Raw genomic sequence first — 18,565 nt, forward strand, 5'->3', positions numbered from 1 at the left:
CCTTCCCAACGGGGATTAAATGAACATTCAAACGGACTCCTCCGAAAAGATGGACTACCAAAAGAAATGGACTTCAACCAAGTCAATCAAGGATCCATCTCATCCGTTGCGTCCAAAAGAAACCATATCCCTAGAAAATCACTAAATTACCAAACACCATTAGAAGTTTTTTTGAGTTACGTAAATGGAAAGTTTTGTCTCGCTTAATTTGACAAATAATATCATTTAAAAAAAACAGTAACTAGACCTTATTTCTATATATTATCGGGCAATAAATTAAAAAAAGCTTTACCTTACAATAAGTAAGATAATTTTTGTGATAAAAAAATAACGAAAAATATTTAAAAATAGTGTCTATTTCGTGAGAAAACAACTATATTTTTTATGTGTTTTGCTTTATAATTAAAAAAATATTGTCATTTTATGGAGGAAAATATATGGAAAATTATCTTAGCCTTTTAGGCGTCTTGATTGTTATTCTCGGGTTTGCATTTAAATTAGACTCGATATTGATCGTAATGGTTGCTTTAGTTGTTACAGCTTTGACTGGCGGTCTTGGCATTCAAGGAATGTTAGAACTTTTAGGTACAAGTTTTGTAAACAATCGCGGGATGGCGATTTTTATCATCATTATGTTGGCAACAGGAACGCTTGAAAGAAATGGTCTGAAAGAATCAGCGGCTTCCTTGATCAAGCGATTCAAGAAAGTATCTGCTGGTATGATTGTAGATATTTATGGGATCTTTCGAATGATCTTTGCGGCTTTTAACGTGAGTTTTGGTGGAGTTGCTGGATTTGTTCGTCCAATCATTTTACCGATGGCATTGGGGACCATCGAATCAAAAGGGTTAGAAGTCCATCCTAAGCATGAAGAAGAACTAAAAGGTATGGCTTCAGCTATGGAAAATGTCTGCTGGTTCTTTGGCCAAGTACTATTCATCGGAGGAGCAGGGGCGTTGCTAGTCCAATCAACACTGAAAGATCTAGGATATGACGTAACATTGGGACAGCTTGCTTTAGTGGAAGTTCCAGTGGCTATCACGGCTTTAGTTGTGGCAAGTGTCTACTTCTATCTTAAAGAAAAGAAATTAGCGAAGAAATATTATCCAGGAAAGGGGCAATAAGATGGACTTTTTTACAAATCCTGATATTTTATTAGGCGATAAATTACTGGAGATCCTTTATATCGTGATGGGACTCGTATTGATTTACACTGGAGTAAGAAATTTAACAGATAAAACCAATCCTCATCGTTATGGGTCAGCCTTTTTCTGGACGGTCTTAGGGGTAGTTATTGCAGGAGGAAGATGGCTTCCGGCAATCGTGAACGGTGGCTTGATCTTTGCGATGACCATACCAGCAATTGCTAAGAAAGTCAGCAAAGGAGAAAGCCGGCTTCCATCAAAAGAATATATGGAAAAAATGTCAGACAAACTAGGAATGAAAATTTTTATTCCAGCTTTGAGTATCGGTGTCTTTGCGATCTTGTTTGCTCTATTTACCAATTTAGGTGCTTTAGTCGGCGTGGGCGTCGGTGTTTTTGCAGCCATGCTAATCTTGATGTTCTTTTCTCGAGATAATCGACCAAGTACATTTTTAGATGATGCAGCAGATATGCTGGGCACAGTAGGGCCGTTAAGCATGTTGCCAATGCTTTTAGCTTCTCTAGGTGCGGTATTTACAAGCGCTGGAGTTGGGACAGTGATTTCCAATGCAGTAGGTACGATCGTTCCAGAAGGAAATGTGAACATCGGCATCATCATTTACGCTCTTGGCATGGTGATATTTACGGTAATCATGGGGAATGCATTTGCGGCCATCACCGTGATGACGGTTGGGATCGGTGCACCATTCGTATTTAGTCATGGAGCGAATCCAGCGTTAATAGGAATGGTTGCATTGACTTGCGGTTTTTGTGGGACCCTGCTGACACCGATGGCTGCTAACTTCAATATCGTGCCTGTAGCGATGCTGGAGATGAAAGACAAATACGGAGTGATCAAAAACCAGTTGTTTATTGCGTTATTTATGCTAGTTTTCCAAATTGCTTATATGATTCTATTTAAATAATAGAAGAGAGGGGTTGTGACAGAATAATTGTCGCGACCTCTTCTAACATTGTAGTGGAACACTATTTTTTTATAAGAATATATTAAGTTTGATCTGTTATGTTATTTAAACTATTGTTTCCTTTATTTACGCTGTTCAAGGAAAATGGTATGATAAAAGATAACCATATGTTAAATCAATCGGACGGAGGAACAACAGATGAAAGTACTAGTAACAGGTTTTGATCCATTTGGTGGGGACAAAGTGAATCCAGCCTATGAAGCAGTAAAAAAAATGCCAGATGAAATCAGCGGTGCTGAAATCATCAAAGTGGAAGTACCGACCGTATTCGAAAAAAGCAGTCAAGTAGTCAAAGAAGCCATCCAACAGCACCAACCAGATGTCGTGATCTGTGTCGGACAAGCAGGTGGGCGGTCAGCAGTCTCGTTCGAACGTGTCGCAATCAATCTAGCAGAAGCAAGAATCCCTGATAATGAAGGAAATCAGCCATTCGATACGGCTTTAGAAGAAAACGGTCCAGCCGCTTACTTTACCTCATTGCCAATCAAAGCAATGACAAAAAATGTACAAGATCATGGTCTACCAGCGTACATCTCTTATACAGCAGGAACATTTGTCTGCAATGATATCATGTATCGTTTGCTTCATTTGATCGAAACACAATTCCCGGCAATTCGAGGTGGGTTCATCCACGTGCCATTCTCACCCGATCAAGTGATCGATCGTCCAGTGGGTACGCCTTCTATGTCTTTAGAAGACATTGCTTCTTCTTTGACTTATGCAGTTGAAGCAGCAGTAGAAAATAAAGAAGATATTTCCGGAAATGCCGGAACAACTCACTAATTTAGCAAGAAACACTGGCTGGTTGCTAACGTTATGTTAGTAGCCAGCTTTTTGTAATTAGAAAGGAAAGAAACAGCCGTGGAAGAATGGCAATCCGTCTTTGAAGAATGGTTTCCAAAAGAAATCAGCAAAAGCTATCCCATCAAAATTTCTAAACAATACACAAGCAGTCAACGTTGGGAGATCTATGCAAAATTAACGAAAAAACAGCGGGAACTAGTCGATAAGCACCGCCGATATCTAATCAGCTCTCGTTTTATGGAAGAACATTATTTAGCTGCAACAGATTGGGTGTTTTCTGACTTCAAGATCAATCCGTTTTTTCGAACAAAACGAAGCCAGCAAAAATTGTATTGTGAGTGTGGTAGAGAATTAAAAGTGCAATACATCGTTAAATCGCCAAAAACCGGAAAGATCCTAAAACTAGGCATCAACCACTTTGCCGATCACCTGCATGTCTCTCCGACAGTGGCAGCTTCGATCCATCAGGGAATGACAAAAGTTGATCTGGCCTTAGACGAATTATTATGGCTTAAGCAGAAGAATATCGATTTTCCTGAAGGACTATGGCAAAAATACTGTTTTGTCTTGTACCAAAATCGTCGGATGAAACAGCCATATTTACCGGATATAAAATTAGCTCAGCGGCTCGCAGAATTTCGCCAAGTAGAAATGCCGATTTACATAGCGGATTATCAAGCATTGGAAAATGAAATCAAGAAAATAAGTGAACACATCAATGGGCAGTCAAAAAAGCGACAGATAAAAAAAGAACTATTTGACGACTTTGCAGAAGAATTAGTAAAGGATGTAGAAGAATTCTTGATCAACTATCGCGCATTTTTACGTAAAGATTGGCAATCCATCGTATATGAAGAAGTGCCAGTACATCCTAATGCTTATTTTGAAACATTTATTTCCGTGTTGAGAAAGACAAAACGTCAACGAACACCAGAAGTCACTGCTCAGATGGAATATTTTGCGAAAAACCAACGATTCATCCAACCAAAAATCTATCTATTTATTTGGAAGCAATATTGTCGCTATGGTTTTACAGAAGGGTTCTTCGACAGCATTCCTCGGATAGTCAGAAATGGTTTTTTAAAAGTATTGCGTAAAGAACGAGAAGCTATACAATCTGCTGATAAGAAAGACCGTACAGTCTCAAAAGAAAAATGGCAACTAGTAGTGAAAGATATCCAATCTGGAAATGTGCAAGAGACAATCGACAAATGGAAAGGAAAACATTATCGTTTTACTGAAGCTCAGAAACAAGCGTTGGAATATTATCAGAAGTTAGAAGAATCACTGCGTTTCAATGATGAGGCAAGAAAGTATCTGAAGGAATTACTATAAAAAATAGAGGCTGGGACAGAAGCGTTTAACTCCAAGAAATAAGAAGAAATTCACGAAAATTGCTTTTCAAATTTTTGTGAATTTCAGCTTATTTCCGAAGGAGTTGCTTCTGATTCCGCCGTTTATACGTGTTTAGAGCGTGAGACAAAAGTGTTCTTTACTTTTGTCCCACGCTCAGTTTTTTTATGCGTGTTGTTGTGCGTTGTAGTATTCTTCTTCCATTTTTTGCATACGTTCACGTTCTTTTTGGTTATACCAAGGTGAAACGGTAAATGCAAGGACATCATTCAGCAAGTAAACAGAGCTGTTCACGAACATCGCCAAACTTGCAGATCCATGCGTAAATGAAATATACCAAAGGACCATTTGAGCAAGCCCTGAAGCTAACCACCAGTAATATTGGTTGTTGTAACGCAAGAAACTGATGATACCAGCAGTCAAGCTAATAGAAAAAGCAATGGCATCTACCCACGGCCGAGGATCATCTGTATAACGACCAATCAGGAATCCTGAAACAAGATAGACAAGGAAAGTACTGATGATTGCGATAAACCAGCTTTTTCCAGTGAATTTTCGGATTTTTGAAGCCATATTATGATTCCATTCTTTACTTAACAATACGGGGATATCCAATGTGATCATATAAGCAATCTGTTCACCGATACTTAAATAGTTCTTTGCTGAAAACCCAACGATAATAAAACAAATCGCAGACAAAATACCTAAAATACCGTTGACTGATTTTGCCGCATTGATGGATAAAATACACAATACACCAAGCGTGGTACCGATAAATGTAATAACGGACAGCCAAGTGATGGGACTATTGACAAGAGTCATGACCTGGCAGCCAAGACTGAAAAAGAAAAGATAATAATTTTGTTGCGGCCAGCCTTTTAGCTGATGAGCTAAAAACTGAAAATATGACTTCATGTATGAGGACTCCTTAAGACACTAAATGTAGTGTGTTCTGTATTTACTAACACAATCTATTGTATGCTTTTCTTGAAAAAAAACTAGTCTTTCAATTATAAATAATTTGTGTTATGATAATTTTCTGTTTGTTTTCTTGAAAATATAATTTCTTACTTTCATTTATTATATTGGGAACAGGAAGAGTGTCTTGGAGGACCTACTTTCTGTTTTTTTTTCCTTTTTTCTTATAAAAAGGAAAAACAGCTATTTTTTTCAATCTGACACATTTACAATGGAACTGGAGATTAATATAGATCCGAGCTTAAACGAAGAATAGGAGTGCTCATATGAACCTTACAACGATCCATCATATAGCCATCATTGTTTCAGATTATCAGAAATCACGTGATTTTTATGTTAATAAATTAGGATTTGAAGTAATCAGAGAAAATTACCGCAAAGAACGAGATGACTATAAATTAGATCTGAAACTAGGAAGTGCTGAATTGGAGATTTTTGGAATTGCTAATGCGCCACAACGACCAAACTATCCAGAAGCTTGTGGCTTGCGTCATCTTGCTTTCAAAGTAGACGATATTGAAGAAACAATTGCAGAATTGCAGTCCTTAGGGATCGAATCAGAACCGATTAGAGAAGATACCTTTACAGGAAAAAAAATGACGTTTTTCTTTGATCCAGACGGATTGCCATTAGAACTGCACGAATAAAGATAACAAAATTGTCACTTTTTTTTCGTTTCATTCGATTTTTCATTCGTTCATTTCTTGATATTCTTTAAAAAAAAGAAACAGGAGAATGAAGAATGAAAAAAATGATGTTTGGTGTTGCTGCCCTCATCGTAATAGGGATTACCGGTATGACGGGACTGCTCAATGCCGCTTTTCACATGGATGATATTAGTGACCAGGAATATCGGATCTCATTGAAAAAAGCAGCAGCAATCGTAAAAAACGAAACAAAAGAACATAACATATCTGCTATTCATTTTGCAGTTGAAAAAGATTTGGAGAATCCTACGAATGCAACATATGAATACCAGTTTTTTTGTGAAGGACAAGTCATAGCAGTCAATCCATCCACTGGGAAAACAACCGTACGAAATGACACGGAAAAGGCCGCAGAACATCTTTTTGATATAGAAAAAACGGAAGAATTCAAACAACCGCAAGCAGCGATGAAGGAAGCAGTCAGCTACTACGGGAAAAAAGCAAAAGTGAAAGAGTGGACACTTCTAGTCAAAGATGAACGTCCTTATTATAAAGTCCGATTAATAGATGGAGAACAGGACCGTCAGGTATGGATATCTGCATAGAAGAAGGATATTGCTTCTCTTTTTTACAATATAAGAGTAAGCTAAGAGAGTAAAGATGAAAGGAAGTTGAGATAACATGGAAAAAATGAAATGCCCTAATTGCGGAAAAAAATTTGCATACGAAGAAGTCAATAATGTAGTCGAACATAATGATAAAGAAATGCCAGTCGTCTGCCCTTATTGCCGAACTGAAGCGGCAAGAATCGTTACTCATGGTTATTTCATTACTGAAAAGATTGAAGATTTTTTAAAATAACGATTTTGCGATTTCTTTTTCTGCATGTTAGAATGGAGAAAAGGAGAGGAAACTATGATTCGTTTTGCGAGAAAAGAAGATGCTCCAGAAATCGCCCCATTGATCTTAGTGATTCTAAAAGATATGGAACTGCCATTTTTGAAGCAGACAGGGGAACAAAAGACTTTAGAGATTTTAGAAGAAGCAATCACTGATCCAAATTATCGTTACAGTTATTCACGAGGTATCGTAGAAGAAATAGACGGTAAAGTTGCAGGAGTTGCTTACGGTTATACAGATGAAGAAGAATCAATCATCGATCAGCCACTGGTACCTATCTTAGAGAAATATCAGCTAGATGCGTCTACACGTTTGTTCATTGATAAAGAAACGTTTCCCAACGAATGGTATTTGGACTCTATCAGTGTATCAGAAGATTTTAGAGGACAAGGCATCGGTTCGCGATTATTAGAAGCATTACCTAAATTGGCGAAGAAAGCTAATCGCTCCGTCATCGGTCTAAGTGTGGATGAAAAAAATCCAAAGGCTAAAAAATTATACGAACGCCATGACTTCAAAGTTGTCGGTCAGCGGATGATCAGTGGTCATCTTTATGATCATATGCAAAAGAATATCTAAAAAGATGTACCTGAAATGCGTATTTCCGCATTTCAGGTACATCTTTTTAACTTAAGTTAAGTCGGTAAGAAACAGGCTTATCGCGACTTTTGTCTTTACGGTAGAGCCAGTAATCTAAAACCGCAGCAATACAAATACAAACTGGAGCATCTTCATCATTTGAGACATCCAATACATAGTAATCTCCTGAAAAAAGTGTTGCTTTATCCATTTTCATGATTTGCTGATTGAAATGATGGATTTGATATTGATGATTATAGATATCACCTTGGACTGTCCAGTGAAGTCTACGAATATAATAAAAGTCACCGGGCCAATTGAATATTTTCTGCATGGTTCCCACCTTTTCGAACTCTTTATACAGCTCAAAACGCGTACCGAATGTCAGGCTTATCTGCTTGATGTGAGCAACGAGATCGCCATTCATGGCATAAAGAGACAATGCATCGCCCTTTGTTCCCCAGCGACCAACCATCAAAAACAGGGAATGTCCTTTTTCGTTTTTGACAATTGTCCGAGTTGCACGTCCAAGCTGCTTTTCCTGAATGAAAAATTCTGACATCTATATCCCTCTTTTCTAGATAAAACTACAAGTCTTCTGCAATCGCGCGCAATATGGCTTTTCCTACGCCAGATTCAAGGTTTGTGTCCGTTGTATATTTGGCATAATCTTTTACTTCGATTTCTGCATTTCCCATTGCGAAACTGACTCCTGCTACTTGCAGCATGCTGACATCATTGAAGTTATCGCCAATCGTCATGACTTCTTCTAAAGAAATCCCACGCTCGTGAGCGACATGGGCAACAGCAATTCCTTTTTGAGCGTTTTTATGGTTCACTTCGATATTGTTTTGACCAGAGGAAGTAACGGCTAGATCGCCTAAAAGAGAAATCTGCTTTCCAACTGGACCTAATACAGCTGGCCCTTCTGTATGAAAACAAATAATTTTTAAAACTTCCAGATTCTTTTCTTCCAAAATAGCACGAATACTGTCCACGTATGTGATGTGCAATAACTCCAGCTTAGCTGAGGCCATGGCAATCGCCATTTTATACGTAAGGTGAGGTAAATGGGTAGCCACCATGGAAGCAAAACTTTCAATTCGTTTCGCTTGATTTTCAGAATAAAGACCATCGTTGGTTGCTACTTCATAGTAAATACCGTTAGCATCTAGAATATCTAAAACAGAGATTGCTTGATTATTTGGAATCGACACGGTAAACAATGAATTTCCTTCTTTATCAAATACCTGTGCCCCGTTCAAAGTGATCATCGCACAATCGATTCCTACCTCATCTAAAGCTGCGCGAGCTTCTTGATAGTTTCGACCAGTAGCGACCATGAACTCAACACCGGCATCATTTGCAAAACGTATCGCCTCGGCATTTTCAGGAGAAACACTCATATGGGCATCTAATAATGTGCCGTCCATATCTGATGCAATTAATTTGATCATAATGATTATCGTTCCTTTCTGCTTCTTGTTCCTAGTTTACCATATTAATCAAGTGCTGAGGGTGAAGATTGTCCCTTGTGATTGAAGAAAATGTGAGTTATTCTTTTTATTAGGAGGTGGAGTTTTTGAAAGAAATCATTCATAACAGTTGGCAAGAAGTTTTGTCCTCAGAATTTTCAAAAGATTATTATCTGCATCTAAGAGAATTTTTAAAAAAAGAATATGCGTCCCAAAAGATCCATCCAGATATGTATCATATCTATGAAGCATTGGAATTGACTCCTTATGAAGAAGTTAAAGTGGTGATTTTAGGACAAGATCCTTATCATGGAGAAAATCAAGCTCATGGCTTATCTTTTTCTGTGCAACCTGGCGTAAAGATCCCGCCATCGTTAAGAAATATCTATAAAGAGCTTTATGATGATCTTGGAATCGCACCTGTTCAACATGGAAATCTAGTGTCATGGGCTAAACAGGGAGTCCTTTTACTCAACACCGTTCTTACCGTTCGGGAAGGGCAAGCGTATTCTCATCGCGGGAAAGGTTGGGAAAGATTAACAGACACGATCATTGAAAAATTAAATGAACGGGAAAAACCAATCGTGTTTATCTTGTGGGGAAAACCGGCACAAGAAAAAATCAAAATGATCGATAAGAGTCGCCATATCATCATAACATCTCCACATCCCAGTCCGTTATCTGCAAGTCGTGGCTTTTTTGGTTCCAAACCCTTCTCGAAAACGAATGATGCGCTCCTTGCGTTAGGAGAAGAACCGATTGATTGGCAACTGCCTGAAACAGTGTAATAAAACAGCGCTTTCCTGTTATAGCGCAGTTCGCTATGTATGTGAAAAACTTAATTTTTCCAGCATTTTTGACTGATACAGATAAAATAAACTGTTCTTTTTTTCTGGAATAGTGTATGATAATACATATAAAAACGTCTGGAGGTCATCTTGTGGAATTGTTTGATAGTTTAAGATTTAAGATTGTTCGCCGTGGGATCAAAATCGTTTTCCCGGAAGCTACTGATGCTCGTATTTTAGGCGCAGCTGCCCGGTTGAAAGCAGAAGAACTTGTGGAACCCATTTTAGTAGGGAACGAAGAAGAAATAAGAAATGCAGCGCATGCCAGAGGAATCAAAACATCTAGCTTTACGATCATCAGCCCTGATAATTACGATAAGTGGGATGAAATGGTGGATGCTTTTGTTGAACGCAGAAATGGAAAGGCATCCAAAGAACAAGCAGAAAAGATTTTAAAAGATGTGAATTACTTTGGTACGATGCTTACGTATATGGGGATTGCAGACGGAATGGTCTCTGGAGCGATCCATTCGACTGGCGACACTGTTCGCCCAGCACTTCAGATCATCAAAACAAAGCCTGGCATCAGTCGGACAAGCGGAGCGATGATCATGGTACGTGGAAGAGATCAAGAAAAATATGTCTTTTCGGATTGTGCGATCAACGTGAATCCAACTGCGCAAGAATTGGCTGAAATCGCCGTAGATTCTGCAAAAACAGCAGAATTGTTCGATATCGAACCAAAAGTAGCAATGATGAGCTTCTCGACAAAAGGCTCAGCGAAATCGCCAGAAGTAGACAAAGTAGTTGAAGCAACTAAAATCGCTAAAAAACTAGCGCCACAATACATGATCGACGGCGAATTGCAATTTGATGCTTCTTATGTTCCTTCAGTTGCACAACTGAAAGCGCCAGATTCAGAAGTAGCTGGTCAAGCAACAGTCTTTGTATTTCCAGAATTGCAGTCAGGAAATATCGGCTATAAAATTGCTCAGCGTTTCGGTAACTTTGAAGCAATCGGACCAATTCTACAAGGCTTGAACAAACCGGTTTCTGATTTGTCTCGTGGAGCAAATGAAGAAGATGTATATAAATTATCGATTATCACAGCAGCACAAACATTGATTGATTAACAAATACACGCGAACTAGCCAAAAACAGCAGCTGCTGTTCTTGACTAGTTCATTTTTTCTTTAAAAAAACTTCATTACGCGATATACTGGCAAAAAGAAAGAAGAGCGGGAGAAGATGAAAAATGATCGAACTATCAGGATTAACAATGACAGAACAATTCGCAGAGGCAATTGGTCATTCCGCAATGCCAGGTGACAATCTGATATTGACTGGTGATCTAGGTGCGGGTAAAACAACGTTGACGAAAGGAATTGCCCAAGGATTAGGGATAACGCAAATGATCAAAAGTCCGACATACACGATTATTAGAGAATATAGTCAAGGTCGGATTCCGTTGTATCATATGGATATTTATCGGGTAGCAGCTAGCGGAGCAGATTTAGGGTTAGATGAATATTTTGAAGGTGATGGGCTTTCCGTTGTCGAATGGGGAAATCTATTAGAAGAAGCACTGCCGGAGGATTATTTGGAACTGATTTTAGAAAAAAGTGATACAGATTTAGAAAAACGGTATGTGAAACTAATCTCATACGGGGAGCAAAGTGAAACCTTCAAACAGCGAATTCTAGAAAAATGGGCTGAAAATCATGAGTGAAGAAGTTGGGATCATCTTGCGGGAAGCAGTGCCAGGAGATGCAAAAGACATTCTTTTGATGATGGGACAAGTCAATAAGGAGACAGAATTTTTAGTTTTGGATGAAGCAGAACTCCTGTTACCACCAGAAACCTTAGAAGAAGAGTTGGATTATATATACGAAAGCAATAATAATTTATTGCTGCTTGCAATCTATGAAGGGACGATTATTGGAACAGCATCTGTCAAGGCAGACAGTCAATTTCGTTTGTCTCACGTGGGAGAAGTCGGTATCAGTATTCTGCAGGAATATTGGGGAATGGGACTAGGCACTCTTATGCTAGAAGAAATCATCAGTTGGGCGAAGGAAATGGGTGTACTTTTTCGATTGGAGCTTGACGTTCAAGTTCGTAATGAAAGAGCCGTACACCTTTACCGAAAAATGGGCTTCCAAATCGAAGCGGTCATGCCTAGAGGGGCAAGAACAGATCTAGGCGAATTTTTAGATGTATATAAAATGAGTTATTTGATTGAATAGAAGAAATAGGAAAAGAGTGAGAAACTGTCATCCTTTTGAGAAGGCAGAAAAACACACGAAGGGACTATGACAAAATACGTGTCACAGTCCCTTTTTCTGAATAAACGGTGTTCAATCAGCTAACCTTCGGTATTAGCTCAAAAAACAGCAAAATATGAGGAACTATTTTGCCGTTTGTTTCTCTAATACTCAGATCAAAACGCTGATTTCACAACCTCTTGGTAAACGGTGTTCAAAAGCTTGCATCTGCGGTAATAAGTCCAACCAAATGAAAAATATCAGAAGCTATTTTTGTTTGGCTGTTCTTATTACTTGATGCAGAACAGCTTTTTCACAACCTCTTCCTTATACGGTGTTCTCCTGCCAGCTCCTCGGTTACCAGTCACAATATTTAATAAACATGAGGAGCTATTTTTTGAAATTGCTCCTTGTGACTCGGAGTGAAACGGCAGGCTCACGACCTCTTTGTGTGTTTCATAAGTATTCTTTTACTTTATAGTCACAAGTTTTTTCAATGGATCTGTCCCGAATTTTTTTTCTTGATAAAGCAGGATTTCCGCACATGCACGACTATCTTCCAATGCATCATGGTGATGATCTAATTGGATGTTCAAATTTTCGCACACAGTGTTCAATCGATGATTTGGAAATTCAGGAAACAAGCGACGGCTACTTTTCACTGTACATAAAGAAAGATAATTAGGCTGTTCAAGATGATAATAATCTAAGCATCCCGCTAAGACCTTTGTATCAAAAGCAGCATTATGTGCAACGACTAAACGATTTTTTTGAAAATATGGTTGGATAGTTTGCCAGACTTCTGGGAATTTCGGCGCATTGCGTACGTCTTCTTGATGGATTCCGTGAATTTGGACATTTCGCCAGAAAAAAGGAGTCTCAGGCTGTATCAATGTATAGAATTCATCAACGATCTGGCTGTTTTTTACCATGACTAGCGCAAGAGAACAAGCACTATAAGGCTGATGATTGGCAGTTTCAAAATCCATGGCAACAAAATTCATTTCTGTAAAACCTCCTTGGGAAATTACTGTAACATACTTTTGAAAAAAGCAAATAAATTTAACAAAAAACATAGAATTTTTTATGTAATATTTGTTGAAAAAAGCTAGTTTTTGAACTTATTCCTTGTGATTTGGAGTTAGATAGGGATCATGAATTCTCGGTATTAAGCCAAATTTATGCAAAGTTGTGAGGAACCATTTTCAAAAAAATTTCTTACGACTCGAAAGTAGGCGACTTTTTCACAACCTCTCCACTAAACGGTGTTCAATCAGCTGACCCTCGGTATTAGCTCAAAAAATGGCAAAATATGAGGAACTATTTTTTCCATTTGTTTCTCTAATACTCAGGTCAGAACGCTGATTTTACAACCTCTCCACTAAACGGTGTTCAATCAGCTGACCCTCGGTATTAGCTCAAAAAATGGCAAAATATGAGGAACTATTTTTCCGTTTGTTTCTCTAATACTCAGGTCAAAACGCTGATTTCACAACCTCTCCACTAAACGGTGTTCAATCAGCTGGCCCTCGGTATTAGCTCAAAAAATGGCAAAATATGAGGAACTATTTTTCCATTTGTTTCTCTAATACTCAGGTCAGAACGCTGATTTCACAACCTCTTAATAAACGGTGTTCAAAAGCTTGCATCTGCGGCAATAAGCCCAATCAAACGAAAAATATGAAGAGCTATTTTTGTTTGGCTGTTCTTATTACTTGATGCAGGACAGCTTTTTCACAACCTCTCGATAAACGGTGTTCAAAAGCCAGTTTCTCGGTATTAAGCCAAATTTATGCAAAATGTGGAAAGCCATTTTCACAAAATTTTTCTTAATACTCGAAACTAAACGACTTTTTCACATCCTCTTTATTTCAAATCTAATTCTACTGGACAATGATCACTGCCCATAATGTCCGTATGGATCTTTGCATCAGCTAGTCTTGGCTCTAAATCTTTGCTCGTCAAAAAGTAATCGATCCGCCAACCAGCATTGTTTTTTCTTGAATTGAATCGGTAGTTCCACCAAGAGTAGACACCTTCCTGGGTTGGATAAAAATAACGGAATGTATCGATAAACCCGTTATCCAACAGTCGAGAAAGAGCCGCTCTTTCTTCTGGAGTGAATCCAGCATTTTTTTGATTCGTTTTCCAGTTTTTCAAATCAATCTTTTGATGAGCGACATTTAGATCCCCACACACGATGACTGGTTTTTGTTTTTTTAGATTTTCCAAATAATTATAAAAGGCTTCTTCCCATTCTAATCGGTAATCTAAACGTTTTAATTCGCTTTGAGAATTTGGCGTGTAACAGGTTACAAGAAAGAAATCGGAATATTCCAAAGTAATCAGACGGCCTTCTGTATCATGGATATCGATACCCATTCCGTAAGTGGCATTCAATGCTGGTTTTTTAGCAAAAATCGCTGTGCCGGAATAGCCTTTTCGTTCTGCGTAATTCCAATATTGATAATAACCTGGAAGATCTAAATCAATTTGTCCTGCTTGGAGTTTCGTTTCCTGCAGACAGAAAAAATCGGCGTCTAACTCATGAAAAACTTCTAAAAAATTTTTATTTACGATGGCACGAAGCCCGTTTACGTTCCAAGAGATAAATTTCAATAAAAGCACACTCCTTCGAATTAATTTCCTTACCTTTGCGATACTATTGTACCTCATTTTAGTAAAAAATGGTGTAAGATGAAAGTAACTAAATGATCCAGGAGGAAAGTCGATGAAGATTGGTGTAATCGGTGTAGGGAATATCGCAGAAAAAGCATATTTACCAACTTATGCGAAAAAACAAGGAACACTTGATTTTTATTTTGCAACAAGAAATAAAGAAACAAAAGAAAGAATTCAAAAAGAGTACGGGTTCCAACATCTATATGAAACGATCGATGAGCTTTTAGAAGAAAAAATCGAAGCATGTATGATCCACGCAGCAACAAAAGTACATTATGAATTAGCCAAAAAATGTCTAGAAAATGGTATCCATGTTTATATTGACAAACCACTGAGTGTCCATCTAAATGAAGTTCGTGAATTGCAAGAATTAGCTGATAAGAACCAAAAAATTTTGATGATCGGTTTCAACCGGCGCTTTGCTCCTATGGTAGAAGAATTGAAATGTATCCCAGATAAGCGGTTGATCCACCTGCAAAAAAATCGAATAGCGGCAAAAGAAACGACAGAATTCGTCCTTTATGATTTGTTTTTACATCTTATTGATACAGCGGTGTATTTATTGGATGAACCCATTTTGAGAACAAAATACCAGATAAGAGAAACAAAAGAATTTTTGGAATATGCCATTTTACAATTAGAAACACAAAATCAAACGGCTATTTTAACGATGGATTTAGCAAGTGGCGCTAATATAGAAAAATATCAAGTAACAAGTAAAAATGGTACTTATGAAGTAAACGATCTGACCCAGCTTGTCATTCAAGATGCTGATGGAAAAAAAGTGAAAGAATTTGGCGACTGGACAAACACGCTAGTCAAACGCGGGTTTGAGCCAATGGTAGAGGCCTTCTTTTCTCAGATCCGTTTAGGTAAATCGGAAACAGAAATGCTTAAACAAAAAGAAGTTGTAAGAAGTCATGAATTATGTGAGGAAGTGCTTAAAGATCACTACCGTCATCAACTTTGAACAAGACTGGCAAGATTGTATTAAGCGTGATAGAATAATGAGGACGTTTGAGAAAAGAAAGGAAAATCCTCAGTGAATAAAGAAGAAATAGTTGAAAGCTTAGCCACGATTACTTTATTGTTTGATGAACCATTGATGAACTATACGTTTACGAAAACAGGCGGACCAGCTGATGTCCTTGCATTCCCGAAAAAGCAAGACGAAGTAAAGCAAATCATCGATTATTGCCGAATCCATGATATACCTTGGATGGTATTAGGAAATGCAAGCAATCTGATCGTTCAAGATGGCGGGATTCGCGGTGTAGTCATCATGCTGACTGAAATGAAACAGATTCATGTCAAAGGAACGATGGTCATTGCGGAAGCAGGTGCCTCACTGATTGATACGACTTATGCAGCTTTGGCAGAATCATTGACTGGATTTGAATTTGCTTGCGGCATCCCGGGAAGTGTCGGTGGAGCGGTTTATATGAATGCAGGTGCGTATGGCGGAGAGATCAAAGATGTTTTTGCTGAAGTGGATCTTTTGCTTGAAGATGGAACATTGAAAACTTTGACAAAAGACGAAATGGTATTTTCTTATCGTCACAGTAAAGTCCAAGAATTACGTGCTATCGTATTGGAAGCTCGATTCAGTTTGCAAACAGGGGATTATGAAGCAATCAAAGCAAGAATGGATGAGTTGACCGAATTGCGTCAATCAAAACAGCCATTAGAATACCCTTCATGCGGAAGTGTCTTTAAGCGCCCAGTAGGACACTATACAGGTCAGCTGATCCAACAAGCAGGATTGCAAGGCCTGAAATGGGGCGGTGCACAAGTCTCTGAAAAACATGCTGGATTCATCGTCAATATTGATCATGCGACAGCGACAGATTATATTGAATTGATTGCGCACATCCAAGAAGTAATCAAAGAAAAATTTGATGTGTCTTTAGAAACAGAAGTGCGGATCATTGGAGAAAAACAAGCAATATCAGAAACAAGCAGAAGTTTAGCCAATTAATAAGTAATGGAACTTAAAATAAGTAAAAGAGCAGGACGGTGGCCGCCCTGCTCTTTTTTGTGGTTGTTTACGCAAATGGCGCAAATCTTGTACATTTTAACACAATAAAACAAAAAATATAGAATATTTCCTCATAAATTTTTCCATTTTTTGCAATATTCTCAAAAAAAAGATAAAAAATGAGAATAACTGATGAAAAAACAAGCATAATCCATCATAAAATCAGTATAGGTGAAAAGATGAACTTTCATCTGCATATCAAGTAATTGGTATGAGGCATTTTTTGAGGTGTAGGATATGAAGTTGGATTACCTTATAGAAGAGGAAGATAGAGAAAAACTGCTGCTAGCTAGATATTTAGAATTTGAGAAAAAGAATTATGTAGTGCTACCTAAGTTATATGAAACATTAGGTTTGTCTAAATTTAAAACAAGAAATTATATCATAGAATTAAATAAAGAATTTACTGAATTCAAAACAAAGCCAGAGATCCAAATTTCAGAAGAAGCAGAGATCCATGTCGAACGTCTGAATTTGACGGATATCAAAAATTTAAGAAGAATCTACTTTCAACGATCAAAAATTGCTCGACTGTTAACGGAGATCGTGGATTCAAAAGTAACGATCGAAAAATTTGCAGAGAATCATTTTTTAAGCATATCAAGAGCCTATGTAAAAAGAAGAGAATTAGTCTCTTTTCTTGAACAGCATCAAATAAAGTTAAAGAAAAACATATTAGTTGGGGAAGAAATAAACATACGGAACGTATTATTTGGGGTATATTTCGGGGTCTTTAATGGTTTTTCTATGCCATTTAGAGAAAGCGTCATGAATGAAGCAAAGAGTATCGTGCAATATTTTGAATATCTGTTCAATTTAAAACTGTCTGCAACAAAACGAATCAAATTCAATTTGCTAACCACTATTAGTTTGTTGAGGGCCTATGGGAATCAACCAATCGGAAAACGTTTCTTTTCAGATGAATACTTTAAGAGCTCAGAAGGAATGAAGATCATCAAGGATTTATCACATATTTCTTTTTTTCATATCCCTAAAGAGCAGATCATTGATGAGATTTCTTATATCATGTTGTTTTTGATCACGGAAGAAGAATTTGAATTAGATGGCGCATTTGGACTTGCGGAAGCTCATTTTCATGATATCCACATGATTAGTCAAAAAATGTCAGTGGAATTGATTGATCAATTACCATTTTCGATTGAAATCTCTGAAGAAGAAAGACTATATATACGAAAAGAACTTCGTATGGGTATGATGCATGTCAATCGAAAAAATTGGATATTCGACTTTGAGATGACTAGCTTTACGTCTAAAAAGCAGCTACAGTTTTTCTTCGAGACGTATCCAATATTCAGTACAGCAATCCAAAAGGTCATACAAGAGAATAAACGCTATTTCTTGGGAAAAGATGAACGTTTCATGATTCGCTTATTTTATGATTATCTCTTTTTATTGGTCGGTATTTGTCCGGTATCATATTTTGAAGCACCGATTCATGTCTGTATTGATTTTTCGCAAGGATCTGCTTATACCGATTACATTATTTCTCAAGTGAAAGGATTTAAAAATTACAATATTGTGATTGAGAGTCGAATCACTTCTCGTACGAATATTTATTTATCTGATTGTTTACTTGAAAAATTTAATAAAGAACAGATAATTTGGAAAAATCCACCGACTCCAGATGACTGGGAATATTTTGGAAATATCATCATCAGAGAAAAAAATAGACATTTAACTGAAAAAATCAGCTAGTATTTATGGATGGCAGCTTTGTCTCACATATTTATTAGCTGATTTATGTTTTTTTCAAAGAAAAGGTAACTAGATATAACTAGATACCCGTGGTGCTAGTTAATTTTTTCCTAGAGAAAAATGTCTAAACATGTTGGTAAATCAACAAAAAAACGCATATAGTAGTCTCAAAACTCCCAAGAAATGAGGACTACATATGCGTTCATCAAAA

The 18,565-nt window shown here is 37.5% G+C and carries 21 protein-coding genes; 16 read left to right on the forward strand and 5 right to left on the reverse strand.

Going from position 1 to position 18,565, the window contains the following annotated elements; genetic code table 11:
- The 5 genes from DIZ30_RS09750 to DIZ30_RS09770 form a co-directional block, all read left to right on the forward strand.
- Positions 1-207 (forward strand): transposase (locus tag DIZ30_RS09750; RefSeq protein WP_376737962.1); only part of this gene is annotated, 207 nt, incomplete at its 5' end.
- A 230-nt stretch (positions 208-437) separates the two neighbouring features.
- Positions 438-1,124: a DUF969 domain-containing protein gene (locus DIZ30_RS09755; RefSeq protein WP_002287083.1), complete on the forward strand. Its 687-nt coding sequence runs from the start codon at positions 438-440 to the stop codon at positions 1,122-1,124.
- Position 1,125: 1 nt separating this feature from the next.
- A complete protein-coding gene (locus DIZ30_RS09760) occupies positions 1,126-2,070 on the forward strand; it encodes a DUF979 domain-containing protein (RefSeq protein WP_002287082.1) in 945 nt (314 codons plus the stop codon).
- 198 nt (positions 2,071-2,268) lie between these two features.
- Positions 2,269-2,913: a pyroglutamyl-peptidase I gene (gene pcp / locus DIZ30_RS09765; RefSeq protein ID WP_002287081.1), complete on the forward strand. Its 645-nt coding sequence runs from the start codon at positions 2,269-2,271 to the stop codon at positions 2,911-2,913.
- A gap of 78 nt (positions 2,914-2,991) precedes the next feature.
- On the forward strand, positions 2,992-4,269 hold the full coding sequence (locus tag DIZ30_RS09770) for a hypothetical protein (RefSeq protein WP_002287080.1): 1,278 nt from the start codon (positions 2,992-2,994) through the stop codon (positions 4,267-4,269).
- A 183-nt stretch (positions 4,270-4,452) separates the two neighbouring features.
- On the opposite strand, the gene pnuC is transcribed toward DIZ30_RS09770, so the two are convergent.
- Positions 4,453-5,202 carry a nicotinamide riboside transporter PnuC gene (gene pnuC / locus DIZ30_RS09775; RefSeq protein ID WP_002287078.1) on the reverse strand — a complete coding sequence of 250 codons (750 nt, stop codon included), beginning with the start codon at positions 5,200-5,202 and terminating at the stop codon, positions 4,453-4,455.
- A gap of 329 nt (positions 5,203-5,531) precedes the next feature.
- Between pnuC and DIZ30_RS09780 the strand changes: the two genes are divergently transcribed.
- From DIZ30_RS09780 to DIZ30_RS09795, 4 genes are all read left to right on the forward strand, one after another.
- Entirely contained in the window at positions 5,532-5,912 is a 381-nt protein-coding gene (locus DIZ30_RS09780; protein ID WP_002287076.1) for a VOC family protein, read from the forward strand.
- A gap of 95 nt (positions 5,913-6,007) precedes the next feature.
- Complete coding sequence (locus DIZ30_RS09785; protein WP_002287075.1) at positions 6,008-6,517, forward strand: hypothetical protein; 510 nt, start codon at positions 6,008-6,010, stop codon at positions 6,515-6,517.
- Between the two features lie 76 nt (positions 6,518-6,593).
- Positions 6,594-6,773 (forward strand): hypothetical protein, encoded by a 180-nt coding sequence (locus tag DIZ30_RS09790; protein ID WP_002291570.1) that lies wholly within the window; start codon positions 6,594-6,596, stop codon positions 6,771-6,773.
- Between the two features lie 54 nt (positions 6,774-6,827).
- Positions 6,828-7,391 carry an N-acetyltransferase gene (locus DIZ30_RS09795; RefSeq protein WP_002293816.1) on the forward strand — a complete coding sequence of 188 codons (564 nt, stop codon included), beginning with the start codon at positions 6,828-6,830 and terminating at the stop codon, positions 7,389-7,391.
- Positions 7,392-7,437: 46 nt separating this feature from the next.
- Here DIZ30_RS09795 and DIZ30_RS09800 read toward each other — a convergent pair whose 3' ends face one another.
- A complete protein-coding gene (locus DIZ30_RS09800; RefSeq protein WP_002287073.1) occupies positions 7,438-7,953 on the reverse strand; it encodes an LURP-one-related/scramblase family protein in 516 nt (171 codons plus the stop codon).
- Between the two features lie 25 nt (positions 7,954-7,978).
- Complete coding sequence (locus DIZ30_RS09805; RefSeq protein ID WP_002287072.1) at positions 7,979-8,848, reverse strand: Cof-type HAD-IIB family hydrolase; 870 nt, start codon at positions 8,846-8,848, stop codon at positions 7,979-7,981.
- 125 nt (positions 8,849-8,973) lie between these two features.
- Between DIZ30_RS09805 and DIZ30_RS09810 the strand changes: the two genes are divergently transcribed.
- From DIZ30_RS09810 to DIZ30_RS09825, 4 genes are all read left to right on the forward strand, one after another.
- On the forward strand, positions 8,974-9,654 hold the full coding sequence (locus tag DIZ30_RS09810; RefSeq protein WP_002287070.1) for a uracil-DNA glycosylase: 681 nt from the start codon (positions 8,974-8,976) through the stop codon (positions 9,652-9,654).
- 152 nt (positions 9,655-9,806) lie between these two features.
- Positions 9,807-10,787: a phosphate acetyltransferase gene (pta, locus tag DIZ30_RS09815; RefSeq protein ID WP_002291445.1), complete on the forward strand. Its 981-nt coding sequence runs from the start codon at positions 9,807-9,809 to the stop codon at positions 10,785-10,787.
- A 122-nt stretch (positions 10,788-10,909) separates the two neighbouring features.
- Positions 10,910-11,383 carry a tRNA (adenosine(37)-N6)-threonylcarbamoyltransferase complex ATPase subunit type 1 TsaE gene (tsaE, locus tag DIZ30_RS09820; protein ID WP_002287066.1) on the forward strand — a complete coding sequence of 158 codons (474 nt, stop codon included), beginning with the start codon at positions 10,910-10,912 and terminating at the stop codon, positions 11,381-11,383.
- Positions 11,376-11,900, forward strand: coding sequence for a GNAT family N-acetyltransferase (locus DIZ30_RS09825; RefSeq protein ID WP_002287063.1), 525 nt, complete (start codon positions 11,376-11,378; stop codon positions 11,898-11,900). Before tsaE ends, DIZ30_RS09825 begins: the two co-directional genes overlap by 8 nt.
- Positions 11,901-12,388: 488 nt before the next feature.
- Here DIZ30_RS09825 and DIZ30_RS09835 read toward each other — a convergent pair whose 3' ends face one another.
- Positions 12,389-12,922, reverse strand: coding sequence for a 3'-5' exonuclease (locus DIZ30_RS09835; RefSeq protein WP_002291442.1), 534 nt, complete (start codon positions 12,920-12,922; stop codon positions 12,389-12,391).
- A gap of 862 nt (positions 12,923-13,784) precedes the next feature.
- A complete protein-coding gene (locus DIZ30_RS09845) occupies positions 13,785-14,537 on the reverse strand; it encodes an exodeoxyribonuclease III (RefSeq protein ID WP_002293820.1) in 753 nt (250 codons plus the stop codon).
- A 112-nt stretch (positions 14,538-14,649) separates the two neighbouring features.
- Between DIZ30_RS09845 and DIZ30_RS09850 the strand changes: the two genes are divergently transcribed.
- The 3 genes from DIZ30_RS09850 to DIZ30_RS09860 all read left to right on the forward strand — a co-directional run bounded on the left by DIZ30_RS09850 (position 14,650) and on the right by DIZ30_RS09860 (position 18,354).
- Positions 14,650-15,570 (forward strand): Gfo/Idh/MocA family protein, encoded by a 921-nt coding sequence (locus DIZ30_RS09850; protein WP_002323385.1) that lies wholly within the window; start codon positions 14,650-14,652, stop codon positions 15,568-15,570.
- 72 nt (positions 15,571-15,642) lie between these two features.
- Complete coding sequence (gene murB / locus DIZ30_RS09855; RefSeq protein WP_002291437.1) at positions 15,643-16,578, forward strand: UDP-N-acetylmuramate dehydrogenase; 936 nt, start codon at positions 15,643-15,645, stop codon at positions 16,576-16,578.
- A gap of 297 nt (positions 16,579-16,875) precedes the next feature.
- Positions 16,876-18,354: a helix-turn-helix domain-containing protein gene (locus DIZ30_RS09860; protein WP_002323384.1), complete on the forward strand. Its 1,479-nt coding sequence runs from the start codon at positions 16,876-16,878 to the stop codon at positions 18,352-18,354.
- The last annotated feature ends 211 nt before the right edge of the window (positions 18,355-18,565 follow it).

The organism is Enterococcus sp. H57, from assembly GCF_003112495.1.
GTDB classification, from domain to species: Bacteria; Bacillota; Bacilli; order Lactobacillales; family Enterococcaceae; genus Enterococcus_B; species Enterococcus_B faecium.

What these genes read in the sequence shown, in the direction of transcription:
- DIZ30_RS09800 (WP_002287073.1), bottom strand. Translation starts at nt 7,953, where the DNA reads ATGTCAGAATTTTTCATTCAGGAAAAGCAGCTTGGACGTGCAACTCGG.
- tsaE (WP_002287066.1), top strand. Translation starts at nt 10,910, where the DNA reads ATGATCGAACTATCAGGATTAACAATGACAGAACAATTCGCAGAGGCA.
- DIZ30_RS09790 (WP_002291570.1), top strand. Translation starts at nt 6,594, where the DNA reads ATGGAAAAAATGAAATGCCCTAATTGCGGAAAAAAATTTGCATACGAA.
- DIZ30_RS09860 (WP_002323384.1), top strand. Translation starts at nt 16,876, where the DNA reads ATGAAGTTGGATTACCTTATAGAAGAGGAAGATAGAGAAAAACTGCTG.
- DIZ30_RS09780 (WP_002287076.1), top strand. Translation starts at nt 5,532, where the DNA reads ATGAACCTTACAACGATCCATCATATAGCCATCATTGTTTCAGATTAT.
- DIZ30_RS09785 (WP_002287075.1), top strand. Translation starts at nt 6,008, where the DNA reads ATGAAAAAAATGATGTTTGGTGTTGCTGCCCTCATCGTAATAGGGATT.
- DIZ30_RS09795 (WP_002293816.1), top strand. Translation starts at nt 6,828, where the DNA reads ATGATTCGTTTTGCGAGAAAAGAAGATGCTCCAGAAATCGCCCCATTG.
- DIZ30_RS09825 (WP_002287063.1), top strand. Translation starts at nt 11,376, where the DNA reads ATGAGTGAAGAAGTTGGGATCATCTTGCGGGAAGCAGTGCCAGGAGAT.
- pnuC (WP_002287078.1), bottom strand. Translation starts at nt 5,202, where the DNA reads ATGAAGTCATATTTTCAGTTTTTAGCTCATCAGCTAAAAGGCTGGCCG.
- pcp (WP_002287081.1), top strand. Translation starts at nt 2,269, where the DNA reads ATGAAAGTACTAGTAACAGGTTTTGATCCATTTGGTGGGGACAAAGTG.
- DIZ30_RS09850 (WP_002323385.1), top strand. Translation starts at nt 14,650, where the DNA reads ATGAAGATTGGTGTAATCGGTGTAGGGAATATCGCAGAAAAAGCATAT.
- DIZ30_RS09760 (WP_002287082.1), top strand. Translation starts at nt 1,126, where the DNA reads ATGGACTTTTTTACAAATCCTGATATTTTATTAGGCGATAAATTACTG.
- DIZ30_RS09835 (WP_002291442.1), bottom strand. Translation starts at nt 12,922, where the DNA reads ATGAATTTTGTTGCCATGGATTTTGAAACTGCCAATCATCAGCCTTAT.
- DIZ30_RS09755 (WP_002287083.1), top strand. Translation starts at nt 438, where the DNA reads ATGGAAAATTATCTTAGCCTTTTAGGCGTCTTGATTGTTATTCTCGGG.
- DIZ30_RS09805 (WP_002287072.1), bottom strand. Translation starts at nt 8,848, where the DNA reads ATGATCAAATTAATTGCATCAGATATGGACGGCACATTATTAGATGCC.